General features: G+C 61.8%; 16 protein-coding genes. 7 read left to right on the plus strand and 9 right to left on the minus strand.

The features are described 5' to 3' along the window. Positions 1 to 98: 98 nt before the first annotated feature. The 3 genes from djlA to OKB81_RS02635 are packed head-to-tail and all read right to left on the minus strand — an operon-like array spanning position 99 to position 2618. Positions 99 to 923: a co-chaperone DjlA gene (gene djlA, locus OKB81_RS02625; RefSeq protein WP_039040028.1), complete on the minus strand. Its 825-nt coding sequence runs from the start codon at positions 921 to 923 to the stop codon at positions 99 to 101. 19 nt (positions 924 to 942) lie between these two features. Then, a complete protein-coding gene (gene murU, locus OKB81_RS02630; protein WP_270805120.1) occupies positions 943 to 1611 on the minus strand; it encodes an N-acetylmuramate alpha-1-phosphate uridylyltransferase MurU in 669 nt (222 codons plus the stop codon). Next, positions 1608 to 2618: an aminoglycoside phosphotransferase family protein gene (locus tag OKB81_RS02635; protein WP_160837495.1), complete on the minus strand. Its 1011-nt coding sequence runs from the start codon at positions 2616 to 2618 to the stop codon at positions 1608 to 1610. The genes murU and OKB81_RS02635 overlap by 4 nt, the downstream gene beginning before the upstream one ends. A 174-nt stretch (positions 2619 to 2792) precedes the next feature. Here OKB81_RS02635 and lptD point away from each other — a divergent pair, with 174 nt between their 5' ends. Genes lptD through OKB81_RS02665 form a run of 6 tightly spaced genes read left to right on the plus strand, consistent with a single transcriptional unit; the run spans position 2793 to position 9591 of the window. Next, positions 2793 to 5225 carry an LPS assembly protein LptD gene (gene lptD / locus OKB81_RS02640; RefSeq protein ID WP_039040025.1) on the plus strand — a complete coding sequence of 811 codons (2433 nt, stop codon included), beginning with the start codon at positions 2793 to 2795 and terminating at the stop codon, positions 5223 to 5225. A gap of 30 nt (positions 5226 to 5255) precedes the next feature. Continuing rightward, entirely contained in the window at positions 5256 to 6548 is a 1293-nt protein-coding gene (gene surA / locus OKB81_RS02645; protein ID WP_010673209.1) for a peptidylprolyl isomerase SurA, read from the plus strand. A gap of 50 nt (positions 6549 to 6598) precedes the next feature. Continuing rightward, entirely contained in the window at positions 6599 to 7594 is a 996-nt protein-coding gene (gene pdxA, locus OKB81_RS02650; RefSeq protein WP_270805122.1) for a 4-hydroxythreonine-4-phosphate dehydrogenase PdxA, read from the plus strand. After that, a complete protein-coding gene (gene rsmA / locus OKB81_RS02655) occupies positions 7584 to 8396 on the plus strand; it encodes a 16S rRNA (adenine(1518)-N(6)/adenine(1519)-N(6))-dimethyltransferase RsmA (RefSeq protein ID WP_010673207.1) in 813 nt (270 codons plus the stop codon). The genes pdxA and rsmA overlap by 11 nt, the downstream gene beginning before the upstream one ends. A 4-nt stretch (positions 8397 to 8400) precedes the next feature. Beyond that, the gene (apaG, locus tag OKB81_RS02660) at positions 8401 to 8763 is read left to right on the plus strand and encodes a Co2+/Mg2+ efflux protein ApaG (RefSeq protein ID WP_010673206.1); all 363 of its coding nucleotides are present in this window, start codon (positions 8401 to 8403) and stop codon (positions 8761 to 8763) included. 6 nt (positions 8764 to 8769) lie between these two features. Then, entirely contained in the window at positions 8770 to 9591 is an 822-nt protein-coding gene (locus OKB81_RS02665) for a symmetrical bis(5'-nucleosyl)-tetraphosphatase (RefSeq protein ID WP_119197359.1), read from the plus strand. Positions 9592 to 9717: 126 nt separating this feature from the next. Here OKB81_RS02665 and OKB81_RS02670 read toward each other — a convergent pair whose 3' ends face one another. Both OKB81_RS02670 and OKB81_RS02675 read right to left on the minus strand, forming a co-directional pair. Beyond that, positions 9718 to 10203: a 2TM domain-containing protein gene (locus OKB81_RS02670; protein ID WP_041211140.1), complete on the minus strand. Its 486-nt coding sequence runs from the start codon at positions 10201 to 10203 to the stop codon at positions 9718 to 9720. Between the two features lie 184 nt (positions 10204 to 10387). Next, a complete protein-coding gene (locus OKB81_RS02675; RefSeq protein WP_010673203.1) occupies positions 10388 to 11377 on the minus strand; it encodes a luciferase-like monooxygenase in 990 nt (329 codons plus the stop codon). Between the two features lie 216 nt (positions 11378 to 11593). Here OKB81_RS02675 and OKB81_RS02680 point away from each other — a divergent pair, with 216 nt between their 5' ends. Then, entirely contained in the window at positions 11594 to 14479 is a 2886-nt protein-coding gene (locus OKB81_RS02680) for an HD domain-containing phosphohydrolase (RefSeq protein ID WP_270805121.1), read from the plus strand. Positions 14480 to 14549: 70 nt separating this feature from the next. Here the strand turns inward: OKB81_RS02680 and OKB81_RS02685 are convergent, their stop codons facing one another. From OKB81_RS02685 to rplU, 4 genes are all read right to left on the minus strand, one after another. Next, positions 14550 to 15920 carry a YjiH family protein gene (locus OKB81_RS02685; RefSeq protein WP_119197357.1) on the minus strand — a complete coding sequence of 457 codons (1371 nt, stop codon included), beginning with the start codon at positions 15918 to 15920 and terminating at the stop codon, positions 14550 to 14552. Positions 15921 to 16286: 366 nt separating this feature from the next. Further along, on the minus strand, positions 16287 to 17489 hold the full coding sequence (cgtA, locus tag OKB81_RS02690; protein WP_010673200.1) for an Obg family GTPase CgtA: 1203 nt from the start codon (positions 17487 to 17489) through the stop codon (positions 16287 to 16289). A gap of 189 nt (positions 17490 to 17678) precedes the next feature. Beyond that, the gene (gene rpmA, locus OKB81_RS02695) at positions 17679 to 17936 is read right to left on the minus strand and encodes a 50S ribosomal protein L27 (RefSeq protein WP_010673199.1); all 258 of its coding nucleotides are present in this window, start codon (positions 17934 to 17936) and stop codon (positions 17679 to 17681) included. A gap of 17 nt (positions 17937 to 17953) precedes the next feature. Beyond that, positions 17954 to 18265, minus strand: a complete 312-nt coding sequence (gene rplU / locus OKB81_RS02700; RefSeq protein WP_005304210.1) for a 50S ribosomal protein L21 — start codon at positions 18263 to 18265, stop codon at positions 17954 to 17956. Between the last annotated feature and the right edge of the window lie 44 nt (positions 18266 to 18309).

Consider the following 18309-nt stretch of genomic DNA (forward strand, 5'->3'; position numbering starts at 1 on the left):
GGGGCATGCAGTCGTGGCAAGCCCTCCGATGCCATATCGGCTCTTGAAGCTGGCTGAGGGTCATGGGTAATCAGGTTTATTTATGGCGGGCACAGGGCTCAGCGAATACCGCGGGCCTCGCGGATCCACTCCCAGGCCTGCTGGATCTCCTGGGTCTTCTCCTTGGCCATCTCCATCATCTCGGGGGGCAATCCCTTGGCGGCCAGCTTGTCAGGGTGATGCTTGCTCATCTCCTTGCGATAGGCGCGCTTGATCTCCTGATCGCTGTCGCTCTCGTTCACCCCGAGCAACTGATAGGCATCCTTGAGGCGATCCCGGGAGGGGGGCTCCTGACGGTATTGCTGCCCCTGGCCACCGCCCTGCTGTTGCTGACGGTGGAAGAAGTTCATCTGGGCCTCGGCCATGGCCAGAATGCGGGCAAGCTCGATGCGACTGAACCCCAGCTCGTCGGCGATGGTTTGCAGGATGGCCCGCTCGTTCGCCTCCACCTGACCGTCGGCGAAGGCGGCCTGCAGCTGGACCTCGAGGAAGAAGCGCAGGATGTCACGCTGCCCCAGGCTCGCCTGGCGAAACTCCGCCAGGGTCTCGCGCAGGGGGAAGTCACTCTCCTTGCCCTGGCGGAATGACTCCTGGGCCCGTACCCGCTGCTCTCCGGCCAGCCGCATCCTGTCCATCAGGTTGGACGCGACCCGTATTTCGTGCTCGGTGACCTGGCCGCTCGCCTTGGCGATGTGGCCCATGACGGCGAAGGTGGCATGGAAGAAGACGGCCTGTTGCTGCTGGCTGGGTGCCCGCTGGAAGGCCCCGCGGATCCCCATGCCCCGATCGAAGCGATGGCCGATCCACAGGCCCAGCAGCGCACCGAAGATGTTGCCGAGCAGAAAACCGAAGAAGGTGCCAAGCACCTTGCCCCAAATACGCATGGTTCAAGACCTCGTGATGTTAATGGGTGCCGGCGAGCAGTTGCTCGTCCAGCTCGCGCAGCCGATCCACTGTGCCGATGTCGCGCCACTCGCCAGCCAGCAGGCTGCCACCCACCCGTCCCAGCGCCATCCAGTCGCGCAGCAGGGGGGCCAGCTTGCGCGCCCCGCAGGGCAAGCCGGCAAAGGCGGCGGGGTGATAGAGGCCGACGCCGCTGAAGGTGAGGGCCGGGGTGTCCAGCACCCGACCCGCTTGCAGGGAGAAGTCCCCTTGCGGATGCTGGGGAGGGTTGGGCACCAGCCAGAGGTGGGTGAGATCGTCCCCAAGCGGCTGGTTCACCAGAGCGCGATAATCCAGGTCGAGCCAGGTATCGCCGTTGATCACCAGAAAGGGTTCGCAGCCCAGCAGGGGCAGCGCCTGCACGATGCCGCCGGCGGTCTCGAGCGCGCTCTCTTCGGCCGACCAGTGGATGGATACCCCGAGCGCACTGCCATCGCCGAGGGCCGCCACCAGCTTGTGTCCGAGCCAGGCGTGGTTGATGACAAGTGTGGTCACGCCGGCTGCCTTGAGTTTTTCGATATGGTGCACGATGAGCGGCTTGCCCCCCGCCGCCAGCAGCGGCTTGGGCAGCAGATCGGTGAGCGGACGCATCCGCTCGCCGCGCCCGGCGGCCAGGATCATCGCCTTCATGGTGTCACCCCGGTGCGCGCCAATCCGGGCAGCACCACCTGCTCCAGCCACTGGCCGAAGCGGGCCAGCACCGGATAGGCGGCGCCATGGCTGCGACAGACATCAACGACGTAGCCCAGGGTACGGGGAATGTCCTTAAGGTAGCCGGACTTGCCATCGCGGTGATAGAGGCGGGTGAAGATGCCCGCCGCCTTGAGATGACGCTGCATGCCGGTGAGATCGGCTGCGCGACGAAACGCGGCATAGTCCAGATTGCCGAGCAGGCCGGCCCCTTGCAGGGTGTCGAAGCCAAGTCGCATGCCCTGCTCGATCACCACGCCCGGCCAGCGCACGTAGCAATCTTTGAGCAGGGAGACCAGGTCATAGCTCAGCGGCCCGATGACCATGTCCTGGAAGTCGATAAGGGCGAGGTCGCTCTCCTTCGGGTTCATCCCGCCGCACACCATCAGGTTGCGGCTGTGGAAGTCCCGGTGCATCACTCCTTGTGGCTGGGCCAGGTTGCTCGCCGTGAGGCAGGCGAAGGTCTCCGCCAGCAACTGCTGCTCTTCATCGCTCAGGGCCAGTTGCAGGTGATGTCCCAGCAACCACTCGGGGAAGATGGCATTTTCCCGGGCCATGAAGGCCTCATCGAAGGGCTCGAGCTCGAGCGCCACGGCGCCGAGCCCTGGCAGCAGGGCGATGGCCTTGCCATACCAGGCCAGTACGCTCTCTTCGTTGAGGCAGCCGATAAGCTGGGTATCCCCCAGATCCGTCACCGCCAGCAATCCCTGCTCGTAGTCGACCCCCTTTACCTCGGGGGCCAGCAGCCCCGCATCGTGCAGGGCGGCCGCATTGCGAACGAATTCATGATTTTTTTCGGTTTTCGGATTAGCATCCACCCACACCAGACCGCCGCCCCGGAAGTAGCGGCGGAAACTGGCGTCACCGGAAATAAGCGTCAACGAGAGGTTGGCGTCACCGGAAATCCGGCGAGCCCATTGCAAAAGCAGGGAAGCGCGATCGTGCATGAGTCGGGAACCAAATTGGAAAGCAGCACTTGGCTGTTAGCCCTGGCCGCAATAATGCTTTATCATTGCCGGCTAACATAAAGCAATGACATGCAATGTCAACTCGATGGATCCTGACATAAAATGCATGCCCTGAATCCACCGTTTTTACTACGGATTGCGCGAGCCTTTCACATGACAAAATGGACACTGGGATACTCCTGTCCCATCGCCCTGACCATCAGCCTTGTTCCTGCCCTGAGCCCGCTCATGGCCCAGGCAGCGCCACTCAATGCGCCACCCGCTACCGGGATCCTCGACAGCCTCTGCTATGACTATGTTCCCAAGATAGAGAAGCCCAGTGCGGACCAGGACGCCAATGCCCAGCCCGTCGAGGTGGATGCCGATCGCCTGGAGGCCAAGCAGGGCGGTACCGCCGTCTACGAGGGTGACGTCAAGGTGCGCCAGGGCGTGCGCAAGTTCGACTCCGACTATGCCCAGCTCGACCAGAAGAGCCGGGATGTCATCGCCATCGGCAACATCTATTACAACGATGGCCAGATCACGGTCACCAGCGACAAAACCCTGAAATCTAACCTGGACACCAAGAACTCCGAGCTGGAAGAGGGCAAGTATCAGGTCCATGGCTCACCGGTGCGCGGCTTCGCCGAAAAGGTGACCATGACCAACAACAACCAGAACATCACTCTGGAAGGGGCCCAGTACACCACCTGCCCACCGGGCCAGGAGGCCTGGACCCTGAAGGCCGGCAGCATCGACATCGATCAGTCCGAGGTATTTGGGGAGGCCTGGAACGCCAGCCTCTGGCTCTATGACTATCCGGTCTTCTACTTCCCCTATATCAACTTCCCCATCAAGGATGAGCGCAAGACCGGTCTGCTCTACCCGGGCTATACCCAAAGCTCCAAGAACGGTATGGACATCACCCAGCCGTTCTACTGGAACATCGCCCCCAACTACGATGCCACCATCACCTCCCGCTTCATGGACAGACGGGGCCTGATGGAACAGGTCGAGTTCCGCTACATGCCGGACCCGGCCCACGTGGGGAGCCTCTACTTCGAGAACCTGGCGGACGACAAGCAGTACGACGAGACGGCCAGCCTCAATCAGCATCTCTCTGATGGTCACCGTTACCTGCTCAGTGCCCGCCACACCTCCATGTTCATGGACAACGCCATGCGGGTGTCGGTGGACTACACCAAGGTACGGGACCAGGACTACAACTACTTCAACGACTTCACCCCCAAGGTGGGGACCCAGGTCGACAACCAGTTGCAGCAATCCCTGAAGGCGGGTTACTACCAGCAGAACTGGAACCTCGATGCCGAGGTACGGACCTACCAGATCCTGCTGGCCAGCGCCCAGCAGCCCCACGAGCTGATGCCGCGCATCAACCACAACTACTACCAGCAGGGAAGCTGGTACGATCTGGCCTGGAATACCGAGCTGACCAACTTCGGCTACAACAACGATCAGGCCATCGAGCAGAACAAGGGTGAAGCCTACACCGGCACCCGAGTCTACACGGCCCCCACCCTGACCATCCCCCTCGTTGACGAGGCGGGTTACTTCCTCGACAGCCAGTACAAGCTGATGTACACCCGTTACGACCAGACGGTGCCTGACCAGATGAGCAGCACCTTCACCAATCGTTTCACCCCGAGAGAGGGCGGCGACGTCACCCTGGAAGAGGGGACCATCACCCGGGTACTGCCCTCGTTCCGTCTCAAGGGCGGCATGACCTTCGAGCGGGATCAGCAGTGGTTTGGCGAGGGTGCCAACCAGACCCTGGAGCCTGAATTCCAGTACCTCTATGTGCCCTACAAGGATCAGGACAACATCGGTGTCTATGACTCCACCACCATGCGCCAGGACTACTACAGCCTCTTCAGCGATCGCCGCTTCGCCGGTCTGGACCGCATCAGCGACTCCAACCGGCTCTCCTTGGGGGTCACCACCCGCATTTATGATCCGGCCGGGGATGAACGAATCCGGTTGGCCGTTGCCCAAGCCTTCGACTTCGTGGCGCCCAGGGTCAAGCTTTACAGCAGCGATGAGCTGAGTACCAATACCCGCTCCCCGCTGTCGTTCGAGGGTGACGCCAAGATCAACGAGCAGTGGTATGCCCATGCGGGGGCACAATATGATATGGAACAGCGCCAGATAAGCTCTGCCAACAGCGCACTGGAATACCGTCACGAGAAGTTGATCAGCCAGTTGAACCACCGCTTCGTACGGGATGCCAACTACGACCTGGACCACAAGGGCCAGGTGACGGATCTCAACCAGATCGGCCTGCTGCTGACCACCCCGCTGGACGATCGCTGGCACCTTTATGGCGGCTACTATCAGGAGCTCAACCAGAACGTCAAAGTGGACCGCAAGGTGGGTCTGAAATACGACTCCTGCTGCTGGAGCATCAACTTCAACCTGGAATGGGTCAACACGCCAGACAACGTGAACCTGACCCCGACGTCCGAGCGCAGCCTCGGCATTCAATTTGAAATGAAAGGATTGGGTAGCGTGGGTACCGGCTCCAAGGGCACCTCCCTGGACACCGAAGCACTGCCTTACATTCGTCCGTTTAACCTGCGAGACCAGTAACCGGTCTGGCAAACGCCTTGAGAGATGGATATGAAGAAGACGTTGATTTCCCTGCTGACCGCAGGCCTGTTCGGAGTCATGAGCCAGGGTGCCCTCGCCGCCCCCGAGCTGATGGACAAGGTGCTTGCCGTGGTCAACAAGGATGTGGTGCTGGCCAGTCAGCAGGAGGCCCTGGTGCAAAAGGTCAAGGCCTCCGCCCAGGAGAGCGGCCAGTCCCTGCCCGATGACGTCACCCTGCGCAAGCAGGCACTGGATCGCCTGATCCAGGAGAGCCTGCAACTGCAACTGGCGGAGCGCCAGGGGCTCAAGATCAGTGACACCCAGCTGGAACAGGCCATTCAGAGCATCGCCGCCGACAACAAGATGAATCTGGAGCAACTGCGCGCCCAGCTGGAGCGGGAAGGCCTGACCTACGCCCAGTACCGTGAGGAGGTGCGCCGCGAGATCCTGATGAACGAGGTGCGCCGCAGCCAGGTCCGCCGTCGCATCAACATCTCCGATCAGGAGGTCAAGCAGGTGGTCGAAGCCCTGAGCAAACAGGGCCAGCAGCAGACGTCATATCATATCGGCCATATCCAGGTCGCGCTGCCGGACAACCCGAATGCCGAGCAGCTCAACGCTGCCAAGGCCAAGATCGAGCGCATTCTGGCGTCCCTGAAAGAGGGGGCCGACTTCCGCAAGCTGGCCATTGCCGAGAGTAACGGTCCCAAGGCGCTGGAAGGGGGTGACTGGGGCTGGTTGAGCCCGCAGGAGATGCCCACCCTGATGGCGGAAGCCGTGCAAGGGGCCGGCAAGGGTGACATCGTCGGCCCGCTGCGCTCCGGCGCCGGTCTGCACATCATCAAGATCTTCGACACCAAGGGTCAGCAACAGGTCATGCAGACCGAGGTCAAGGCGCGCCACATCCTGATCAAGCCCTCCATCATCCTGAGCGAGGAGAAGGCCAAGGGCACCCTGGACGGCATCCTGCACGACATCAAGAGCGGCAAGGCCAGCTTTGCCAGCATGGCAGAGAAATACTCCGAGGATCCGGGCTCTGCGGTGCAGGGTGGTGAGCTGGGCTGGTCTGATCCCAACGTCTATGTGCCGGAATTCCGCGACATGCTGGGGCGCCTGCAACCGGGCCAGATCAGCGAACCCTTCCGCACCAGCCACGGCTGGCACATCGTGCAGCTCGAGGATCGCCGCAGCCAGGACGCCACCGGCAAGGCCCAGGAGCAACGCGCCTACCAGCTCATCTTCAACCGCCGCTTCGCCGAAGAGTCCCAGGCCTGGCTGGATGAGCTGCGCGACGAAGCCTACATCCAGATCGAACCCAATTGATGGGCGACAAGCAGATGAACAAGGCGCATCCAGGGCACGCCGAGGCACAGCTGAGCTGCCACCGGCTTGCCATCACCCCGGGTGAACCGGCTGGCATAGGCCCGGATCTGGTGCTGCAGATTGCCCAGCGGGCCTGGCCCCATCAGCTGGTGGTGATCGCCGATCCCGCCCTGTTGCGCGAACGGGCCGCCCTGCTGGGGCTGTCCGTCGAGCTTGAACCCTATGACGAAAACGCCCTCACCCGTCCGCAGCGGGCGGGGACTCTGACCGTCTGCCCCGTGCCGCTCGGCGCCCCCGTGGTGCCAGGCCAGCTGGATGAGGGCAACGGCGCCTATGTGCTGGCTACCTTGCAGCGCGCCTGCGACGGCAACCTGAACGGCGAATTTGCCGCCGTGGTGACCGGGCCGGTGCACAAGGGGATCATCAACCAGGCTGGCGTCTCGTTCAGCGGTCACACCGAGTTCTTCGCCCAGCAGTCCGACACCGCCGATGTGGTGATGCTGCTAGCCACCGAAGGGCTGAGAGTGGCCCTCGCGACCACCCATATTCCCCTTGCCTATGTGGCCAAGGCCATCACCGAGGATCGCCTTGGCAAGGTGATCCGCATCCTGGATGCGGATCTCAAGCGCAAATTCGGCATCGAGCAGCCCCGGATCTATGTCTGCGGCCTCAATCCCCATGCCGGGGAAGGGGGTCATCTGGGCCGTGAAGAGATCGATGTCATCGAACCCGCCCTGGCCGCCCTGCGCCAGGAAGGGATCGATCTGGTCGGCCCGCTGCCGGCCGATACCCTGTTCCAGGACAAATACCTCAAGGATGCGGATGCGGTACTCGCCATGTACCACGATCAGGGGCTGCCCGTGCTCAAGTACAAGGGCTTTGGCAACTCGGTCAACATCACCCTCGGACTTCCCTTCATCCGTACCTCGGTGGACCACGGCACCGCGCTGGATCTGGCAGGCAAGAACCTGGCAGACCCCGGCAGCCTCACCACCGCGATCAACCACGCCATCCAGATGGTAGAGAAAAAAAGATATGAGCAGTAAGGTGCACATGGGCCACACGGCCCGTAAGCGTTTCGGTCAGAACTTCTTGCACGACCGGTATGTGATCGACCAGATAGTGGCCGCCATCAACCCGCAACCGGGTCAGAATCTGGTGGAGATTGGCCCGGGTCTGGCCGCGCTCACCGAGCCGGTCGCTGCCCAGATGGACAAGATGACCGTGGTCGAGCTGGACCGGGATCTTGCCGCACGTCTGCGCGAACACCCCACCCTGAAAGAGAAGCTGACCGTCATCGAAGCCGATGCCATGCGCTTTGACTTCAGTACCCTGATGGGGGAAGGCAAGGGGCCGCTGCGCATCTTCGGCAACCTGCCCTACAACATCTCCACCCCGCTCATCTTCCACCTGTGCGAATTTGCCGACCGGGTGGAGGACATGCACTTCATGCTGCAAAAGGAAGTGGTACTGCGTCTGGCCGCCGGCCCGGGCAGCAAGGCCTATGGCCGTCTGAGCGTGATGACCCAGTACTACTGTCAGGTAGTGCCGGTGCTGGAAGTGGGTCCGGGCGCCTTCAAGCCGGCGCCGAAGGTGGATTCCGCCGTGGTGCGTCTGATCCCGCACAAGAACCCGACTATCGTCGCGAAAGACATTCGTTGCCTGAACCGGGTCTGCACCGAAGGCTTCGGCCAGCGTCGCAAGACCATTCGCAACAGCTTCTCCAACTTCATCACCGACGCCCAGCTGACCGAGCTTGGCATCGATGGCAACCTGCGCCCGGAGAATCTCTCCCTCGAGCAGTTCGTCACGATCGCCAACTGGCTGGCCGACCAGCAACAGGCCTGATCCCATGACCCAAGCCCGGATAGTGGTCCGCCCCCACCCCAGCTATGTGGCGGGAACCGCAGATCCCTACCATTTTCTCTATCGCATCGAGATTGAGAACCTGGGTCCGGGCACGGTGCAACTGCTGCATCGACGCTGGCTCATTACGGATGCCAATGGCAAGATGCTGGAAGTGGAAGGTCCCGGCGTGGTCGGTGAACAACCCCTGATCGCCCCCGGCGAGACCTTTTCCTACCAGAGTGGCGTTCCCCTCGCCACACCGCTTGGCGTGATGGAAGGCAGCTACATCCTGCAGGATGAATCGGGGCAACAATTCGAAGCCCCCATCGCCCCCTTCACGCTGGCCGTCCCCAACATAATCAACTGAGGTTTCATGGCGAACTGTTTCGTCGGTGATATCCAGGGCTGCTACGACGATTTGCGCCGTCTGCTGGATCTTGCCGAGTTCGACTTCGATAACGACACGCTCTGGCTGTGTGGCGATCTCGTCGCCCGGGGGCCGGACTCCCTCAACACCCTGCGTTTCGTCAAATCACTGGGGCAGCAGGCCGTCACCGTGCTCGGCAACCACGACCTGCACCTGCTGGCGGTGGCCCACGGGGTCGCCCCGCTCAAGAAGAAAGACAAGCTGCAGGCGCTGATGGAGGCGCCGGATCGGGACGAGCTGCTGGAGTGGCTGCGTCACCGTCCCCTGCTGGCAGAACACCCCGACCTGCCCATCATGATGGTGCATGCGGGCCTCTCCCCCGCCTGGGACGCCCACACCGCCCGCAGTTGTGCCCGGGAGGTGGAGAGCCTGCTGCGCGGGGATCAGTACAGCTGGCTGCTGCACAACATGTATGGCGATCAGCCCGACAGCTGGAACGACAACCTGCTGGGCATAGAGCGTTACCGCTACATCATCAACAGCTTCACCCGGATGCGCTTTTGCTACTTCGACGGGCGCCTCGACTTCAAATGCAAGAAGGGCCCCACCGAATCGACCCCGGGCCTGCGCCCCTGGTTCGAGCAGCGCGAGCACCATATAGATGACCCCATCCTGGTCTTCGGCCACTGGGCGGCCCTGATGGGCGACACCGGCAAATCCGATATCAAGGGACTCGACACCGGGTGCGTCTGGGGCAACAGCCTCACCCTGTGGCGCTACGAGGACGACGCCCTGATCGCCACCCCCTGCCCGGCCTATGCCAAGTAGATCGGCTCTCTGCGGAACAAGGGAATGATCCGCCGTTGAGAGGAGAGCAATGCCCTCTCCTGCGAAATGGAGCTGAAAACAGAACGGACCCGGCAATGCCGGGCCCGTTTTTTCATGATGAGCGGATCAGAGCCTGCGCCCCAGCCGTTTCTCGACCTGGCGCCGCTCCCATTCCGGGCCAAACAGCTTGAAGGGCTGGAACAGGTTGATGGCGTGAGAAGCCAGCCCCAACCCCCATCCCAGCATGGGCCACCAGGCCCAGATATAGTCCGGGTTGCTCAGGTAGTTGATGACAAACAGCCCCCCTATCACCAGCACATAGCTCATGAGGTGGCCGTAGAAGCCCCTGAGCCCCTCCACGAACTTCATCGCCTCCCGCTCATCCCGCGCCACCTGCACGCGTCCCCGATCTTCGCCCTCATTCCCTTTCATCTCGCTCTCCTGCAGTTGGGTCACATCGAGCTCGAAGACGGCGGCCAGGGCCTTGAGGGATTCCAGTCCGGGTTGTTGTCCCTGCTCTATTCGCTGAATGGTGCGAACGCTCAGGCCAGTGAGGGTCGCCAGCTGTTCCTGGGACCATCCCCGTTGCAATCTCAACTTCCTGACGATCATCTTACGCTCCTTGTGGTGATTGACAGGGCCAGCATAGGGAAAGGGGATGAGAGGCGACACGACAGATGGCCGACACTCACCTGACTTCCTTTAAAAATCAAAATCTTACTACCACGCAATCGTGGCTTTTGCGCCCCGAGCAGCCAGGCTTGGCGTGCCGCTGGCGGCCAGACGTCACGGGGGGTTACAACCCCTGCATCAGCTCGGCACCAATCTCGAAGGAGCGCAGGCGCGCCTGATGATCGACGATGGGGCCGTTGAACATCAGCTCGTCCGCTCCGGTCTCTGCCAGCAGAGCCTTGAGGCCGTGGCGTACCCGATCCGGCTCCCCTACCAGGGAGCGAGCCAGAGTCTGCTCCATCGCCATCAATTCGCGGGGAGACCACTCATCCCCCAGCGTCTGCACCGGCAGTGGCAGCTTGCCGGCATCCCCCCGGTAGAGACGCAGGAACTGCTGCTGCAGGGTGGTGAACAGGAAGCGGGCCTCACGATCGGTGTCGGCGGCGATCAGATTGACGCACACCACCGCATGGGGTTTGGGCCAGCGGGCAGAGGGACGGTATTGGGTACGGTAGATCTCCAGCGCCTGCAGCAACATGGCGGGAGCGAAGTGGGAAGCAAAGCCGAACGGCAACCCCATGGCCGCTGCCAGTTGGGCACTGTAGAGGCTGGATCCCAGCAGCCAGATGGGCACATGGAGTCCCTGACCCGGCACCGCCTGCACGGCACCGACCTCGTCGCCGAAATAACTCATCAGTTCGCGCACATCCGCCGGGAAGTCATCCACCTCGCCGCTGCGCTGGCGGCGAAGCGCCTGCATGGTGCGCTGATCGCTGCCAGGGGCGCGGCCCAGGCCGAGATCGATGCGATCCGGATAGAGGGAGCTCAGCGTGCCGAACTGCTCCGCAATGACCAGGGGGGAGTGGTTCGGCAACATGATGCCGCCAGCCCCGAGCCGCAACGTCGTGGTGCCCCCTGCCAGGTGGCCAATCAGCACCGCTGTGGCGGCGCTGGCAATGCCCGGCATGTTGTGGTGCTCCGCCAGCCAGTAGCGGTGGTAACCCCAGCGCTCCGCATGGCGAGCCAGATCCAGCGAGTGGCGAAACGACTCGGCCGGTAGACCACCTTCGGGAACGGGCACCAGATCCAGCACGGAATAGGGGACGACAGACATGGGACACTCCATTGGTTCACAGGGCGTTTATCAGGGGAGCAATGTAGCACGAGATATCTGAACGAATCATCTCACCACAGAGCAAGGGGGCAGCCCGGAGGCCGACTGTTGATTTCGGGCCGAAGAGCGCAAGATCGAGTCCTAGGCTTTTTGTCATCCAGCAAGCACACTGTTAGGTGACCAATACGGCGATCGCCAGGGGACAAGGATCCGTCCATGACAAACGCAAGTCTCAGTCGCAGACCCTTTTACGTACACATTGCCACCCTTTTCATCCTGCTCTTCTCCTTGCTGGGGGGCGCCCTCATCGTGCTGCAGTTCCAGCAGGGCATGCAGCAGGGGCTGGAGCACGAACGTCAGAGCTTCCAGCAATACCGGGAGCAGCTTGCCCTCGCCATCAAGCTGAACCAGCGACCAGCCCGCATGTCCCTGAATCTGCTGCGCAGCGGCCAGCTGTCTGCCATGACAGACCTCGAGACGCGGCTCGCCTTCCTGCCCCAGCTGGCGGAAGTACTGGCCAACAGCACCAGTTACGGCGCCATCTATGCCGGTTACGAGGACGGCGATTTCTTTCTGGTTCGCAAGCTGACCGAACGGGCGAGAGGGGCGCTGGAGGCGCCTCCGCCCGAGAGCCGCCTGCTGGTCCAGAGCCTGCATCAGGGACAGGGAGAGTTCCTCTATTTCGACCAGCGGCTGCGGCTGCTGGAGCGGCGCCCCATGCCGGACTACCGTTTCGATCCGCGAGATCGGGGCTGGTACAAGGAGGCGCGCTGGAGCACGGGCATCATAGTGACCCACCCCTACCTCTTCTTCACTACCCGGGAGCCAGGCATGACACTGGCGGTGGAGAGCGACGATCGCCGGGCGGTGATCGGGCTCGATGCGGGCGTGGAGGGACTCTCTTCCCTCATCGGCGAGTTGCCCCTGCCCGGTCACAGCCAGCTGGTGCTGTTTGACGAGGTCGGGACCCTGCTGGCCACGGATCCCGAGCGCCTTCCAAGCTTCGAGCAACTGAGCCGCCTGCCCATGCTGTCGGCCCTCAATCACCCCATTCTCACCAGGCTGCAACAGGAGATGGCTGCGCGGCCTGCCCTGCTGCATCACCCCGCCGAGCTGACCCTGGCAACGGTTCAGGGTCAGGAGTGGCTGGTCAACCTCTCCTCCCTCGGGGAAGAGTCTCCGTTTTATCTCGCCCTCCTGGTGCCCACCGAGGTGCTCACCGCCCCGGCGCGCCAGGATGCGCTGCACAATCTCGCCTGGGCCCTTGCCGGTCTGCTGCTCCTGCTGCCCGTCATCTGGCTGGCCGCCCGGCGCACTGCCGCCCCCTTGCTGGTATTGACCGGGGAGGCTGAGCGGATCCAGCACTTCGACTTTGGCGAAAGCCCGGGGCCGGATTCGGCGATCCGCGAAATTGACGACCTCGCCCGCGCCATGTCCAGCATGCGCCTGACCCTCGGCAATTTCATGAACATGGGCCGGGCGCTGGCGGCAGAGCATCGCTTCGATTCGTTGCTCAGCCGCATCCTGCACGAGACGGTGGCGGCAGCCCAGGCCGAGGGCGGCTGCCTATTCCTGGCCCAGGAGAGCGAGATGCAGGCCGTTCACGCCATCTGGCAGGGGCAGCCGCTGGCGTGCGAACAGGTACAGTGGCAGGCGGCGCTGCTCGGCGGTCTCTACCACACGGAGCGCCTCTGCCTGCCCCTCGACGAGGCACAGTGGGCCCGCTTCCTCACCGACTGGGGCCCTTTCCCCGGTGCCTGCCAACTGCTGGTCGAGCCCCTTCACAACCACCGTCAGGAGCTGATCGGCTGCCTGCTGCTGATCCTGCCAGACTGCTCGGCCCGCGAACTGGCCTCGCGCATCAGCCTCATCGAGGCGCTGGCGGGCACCTCCTCTTCCGCTATCGAAAACCAGCGCCTGCTGGAGGAGCAGAAGCAACTGCTGGAAGCCTTCATCGAGCTCATCGCCGGTGCCATCGATGCCAAGAGCCCCTACACCGGCGGCCACTGCCAGCGGGTGCCGGAACTGGCCAGGATGCTGACCCAGGCTGCCTGCGCACAGCAGACGGGGCCCTTTGCCGATTTCCGGCTCAACGAAGAGGAGTGGGAGGCCATCCATATCGCGAGCTGGCTGCACGACTGCGGCAAGGTCACCACCCCGGAGTTCGTGGTGGACAAGGCGATCAAGCTCGAGACCATTTACGACAGGATCCACGAGGTCCGCACCCGCTTCGAGGTGCTCAAGCGGGATGCCCACATCGAGGCGCTCTGCAGCCTGCTGCCCCCATCCGGGCAGCAGGCCGCCCTCGAGGCCGTGCTCCCCCTCTGGCACACCCTGGATCAGGAGTTCGCCTTCGTGGCCGAGTGCAATCTGGGGGGCGAGTGGATGGCGCCGGAGAAACTCGCCAGGCTGGATGCCATTGCCAGCCGCACCTGGTTGCGCACTCTGGACGATCGGCTCGGCATCAGTCAGGAGGAACGCAAGCGCCACCAGGAGGCCCCCTCTCCCCTCCCCTGCCGAGAGTCGCTGCTCGCCGACAAGGCGGTGCATCTCGTCCCTCGCCCCGAGCACGACAATCTCGCCCGACACAACCCATGGGGCTTCAAGGTGCGGGTGCCCACCCACCTCTACAACCGGGGGGAACGCTACAACCTCGCCATCGGCCGTGGCACCCTCACCGAAGAGGAGCGCTACAAGATCAACGATCACATCATCCAGACCATACGCATGCTGGAGAAGCTCCCCTTCCCCCGCCATTTGCGCAAGGTGCCGGAGATTGCGGGGGGCCATCACGAGCGGATGGACGGCACGGGCTATCCGCGCCAGTTGCAAGGGGGGCAGATGAGCATTCCAGCCCGCATCATGGCCATTGCAGACATCTTCGAGGCGCTGACGGCGAGCGATCGCCCCTACAAGTCTGGCAAAACGGTCTCCCAGTCCCTGGCCATCATGGTGAAGATGGTGCAGGAACAGCACATAGACCCGGCCCTGTTTGCCCTCTTCATCGAGAGCGGCATCTGGCGGGACTACGCCAGACGCTTCCTCGCCCCCGAGCAGCTGGACGAGGTCGAATGCCAGGCCCTGCTGGCAGGATCACACTGACCTTCCGCTGACACTCGCCCATAAAAAAACGGTCAACCCGGGTTGACCGTTTTTCGTTCCACTTCGCCCCTTAGAACAGCAGGTGCGCCACACCGGCAATCACCGGCAGGGTGACCAGGGTGCGCAGCAGGAAGATGACGAACAGCTCCCACAACTTGACCGGGATCTTGCTGCCCAGCAACAGAGCGCCCACTTCCGACATGTAGATGAGCTGGGTGACCGACATGGCGGCGATCACGAAGCGGGTGATGTCGCTCTCGATAGTGGAGGCCAGCACCGCCGGGATGAACATGTCGGCGAAGCCCACCATGATGGTCTTGGAAGCGGCTTCCGCCTCCGGCAATTGCAGCAGCTCGAGCAAAGGCACGAAGGGCGCTCCCAGCCAGTTGAACACCGGGGTGTGCTCCGCCAGCATCAGGGCACAGGTCCCGACGGCCATCACCACCGGCAGCACGCCAAACACCATGTTCAGGGCGTTTTTCACCCCTTCACGCGCCACGGCGCCGAGATCCGTCATGCCGTCGGCCTTGGTCAGGGCACGATGGTAGCCGTAGCTCAGCACGCTGTGCTGATGGGGGATGGCCTCCTGCTTGCGGCACAGGGGAGTACCGTCGCTGTAGACATCCTTCTTCCAGGAGAGCGGCGGCAGGCGCGGTACCACGATGGCGGCCACCACACCGGCCAGGCAGACGGTCAGGTAGAAGGGGACGAACATGTGCTCCAGCTTCACCTGGGAGATCACCACCAGACAGAAGGTGATGGAGACGGCGGAGAAGGTGGTACCGATGACGGCCGCTTCCCGCTGGGTATAGAACTTGCCCTCATACTGCTTGCTGGTCAGCAGGATCCCGACGCTGCCATCACCGAGCCAGGAGGCGAAGCAGTCCACCGCAGAACGACCCGGCAGACGGAACACCGGACGCATGATGCGGGTCATCATGGTACCGACAAACTCCAGCAGACCAAAATCCAGCAGCAAGGGCAGCAGCAGGCCCGCAAAGATGAAGACGGAGAACAGTACCGGCAACAGATCATGCAGCACCAGGCCGCCGGTCGACCCTGAGCGCAGCACCTCGGGACCGGCTTCAAAGAAGGTCAACAGCACGAAGACCCCGCCCAGCACCCGCACGCACGCCCAGAAGGGGGAGACGTTGAACAGGCTGTTGAGGAAGGGGCGTTTTACTAGGATCGCCGGTTTGAACAGCCAGGCGATCAGGGTCATCAGCATGGTGGTGGTGATGATGGCGCTGACCATGGCCACCAGATGATCGGCAAACACCGTTTGAACCAGCTTCGCCAGCACGGCGACGGGAATGGTGACATTGCCGTCATAGATGACCGGGGTCATGAACAGCAGGATCCCGATCAGTGACGGGATCAAAAACATCAGCACGTTGCGGCGAGTACGGATTGCCGGTGCTTCCAGGGTCTTTTCCAACATATAAACAGCCTTAAATGTGACTTTTCCTTCAGCCGGGCCGCCTGCATACTCATGCCCTCGCCCGGAAAACGGGCGCAAGAATAACCCAAAAAACTGCACAAACAAGCCGTTAATTGATCATTTCAAGCATAAATATTTTATCAGGCGAACCATCCATAAGAACAAACCAAAACAGTCATGCATATCGATTCAATTTGAATGGTTAGCATAATGTTTCATACAGGTTACATTCAGGTGCGCAGTATAATCCGCAGCCACTGTCAGGCAATAAGAGACATGAAAAATATATCTATAGGGTGATCCCGTCGATCCTCCCATAAAAAAACCGGAGCCTGTCTGGCTCCGGTCTTGTCACGAACATGATGCTCAATCGCGAACGTAAATGACTTCGACGCCGTCGTCGTCCTCATCGTCCCAGTCGTCATCGTCCAGACCATCATCGAAGGCCTTGGACGCCGCCAGGGCATCGGCTTCCGCCTTGGCAAGCTGGTTCTTGTGATAGTCGTCCCACTTGAACTCCACCTTCTCGATGGCGTCTCTGGCATCTTCCGCCAGCTGACGGGGCATGGTGTCCAGCAGATCCAGGATGTCGTAGCACACCTTCTTGGTACCTTCCTTGCTGATGGCGGTGATGGCGTAGACCGGACCTTCGTGGTTGAGGGCTGCCTTGACTCTGTCCATCACTTCCTGAGCCTCTTCTTCCAGGATCAGGTCCATCTTGTTGAACACCAGCCAGCGCGGCTTGCCCGCCAGCTCGGGGCTGTATTTTTCCAGCTCCCGGACGATGGTCACGGCGTTCTCGGCAGGATCTGAACCATCCACCGGGCAGATATCCACCAGATGGATCAGGACGCGGCAACGCTCCAGGTGCTTGAGGAAGCGGATCCCCAGGCCTGCCCCCTCGGCAGCCCCTTCAATGAGGCCAGGAATGTCGGCAATGACGAAGGAGCGGGAGTTTTCACCGCGTACCACACCCAGATTCGGTACCAGGGTGGTGAAGGGGTAGTCTGCCACTTTCGGACGGGCCGCAGAAACGGCGCGAATGAAGGTGGACTTGCCTGCGTTGGGCAGACCCAGCATGCCGACATCCGCCAGCAGCAGCAGCTCCAGCCTCAGGGTACGCACTTCACCCGGGGTGCCGTTGCTCTTCTGGCGCGGCGCCCGGTTGACCGAGCTCTTGAAGCGGGTGTTGCCAAGGCCGTGGAAGCCGCCCTTGGCAACCAGCAGCTTCTGATCGTGACTGGTCAAATCCCCCAGCAATTCGCCGGTGTCTTCATCGGTGGCACGGGTTCCCACCGGCACGCGCAGGATCTTGTCCTTGCCGCGACGACCGGTACAGTTGGCACTCTGACCGTTCTCGCCACGCTCGGCGGCGTGGAAGCGCTCGAAACGGTAGTCGATCAGGGTGTTCAGGTTTTCATCGGCCACCAGATACACGTCGCCACCATCACCGCCGTCACCGCCGTCCGGGCCGCCGTTCGGGATGTACTTCTCGCGGCGGAAGCTCACACAACCGTTACCACCGTCACCGGCATCGACTCGAATCTGGACTTCATCAACAAACTTCATAGGTAACCGTCACCTTAATTCGAAAAACCGATACGCAATTACAGTGATACGGGCCCCTTCGGGCGAGGCGCATCTGGCCGATGAGGGCTGTCAGCGCCGGCTCATCCGCGTGCCGTTTTTTCGTCAAACTCATCAGAAAAACAAAAGCCCCGCCAGGTTGGCGGGGCTTCGGATCCTTGCGGTCCGTAATTACTCAGCAACGATGCTGACGTACTTACGATTCTGCGGACCTTTAACTTCGAACTGCACTTTACCGTTCGCGGTAGCGAACAGAGTGTGGTCCTTGCCCAGACCAACGTTCTCACCAGCGTGGAACTTGGTGCCGCGCTGACGAACGATGATGCTGCCAGCCAGAACTGTTTCGCCGCCGAAACGCTTCACGCCCAGGCGTTTAGCTTCAGAATCGCGACCGTTGCGGGATGAACCGCCAGCTTTTTTGTGTGCCATCTATCGTACTCCTCTAATTAAGCGCTGATGCCAGTGATTTTGACTTCAGTGAACCACTGACGGTGGCCCGCTTGCTTACGGTGGTGCTTACGACGACGGAACTTGACGATAGTCACTTTCTCGCCACGGCCGTGAGCCACAACTTCAGCCACAACCTTGCCACCTTCAACGAAAGGAGCACCTACTTTGAAAGTGTCGCCTGCAGCAACCATCAGCACTTCGTTGAAGTCGATGGTAGCGCCAGTCTCAACGTTCAGCTTTTCCAGACGAACGATTTGACCTTCGGCCACACGGTGTTGTTTTCCGCCGCTTTGGAATACCGCGTACATTTGATTAACTCCGTAAAGGCGTGTCTTTTGCTCAAGGCCAGACA

The sequence above is a fragment of the Aeromonas sp. QDB56 genome (assembly GCF_027705505.1).
GTDB classification, from domain to species: Bacteria; Pseudomonadota; Gammaproteobacteria; order Enterobacterales; family Aeromonadaceae; genus Aeromonas; species Aeromonas caviae.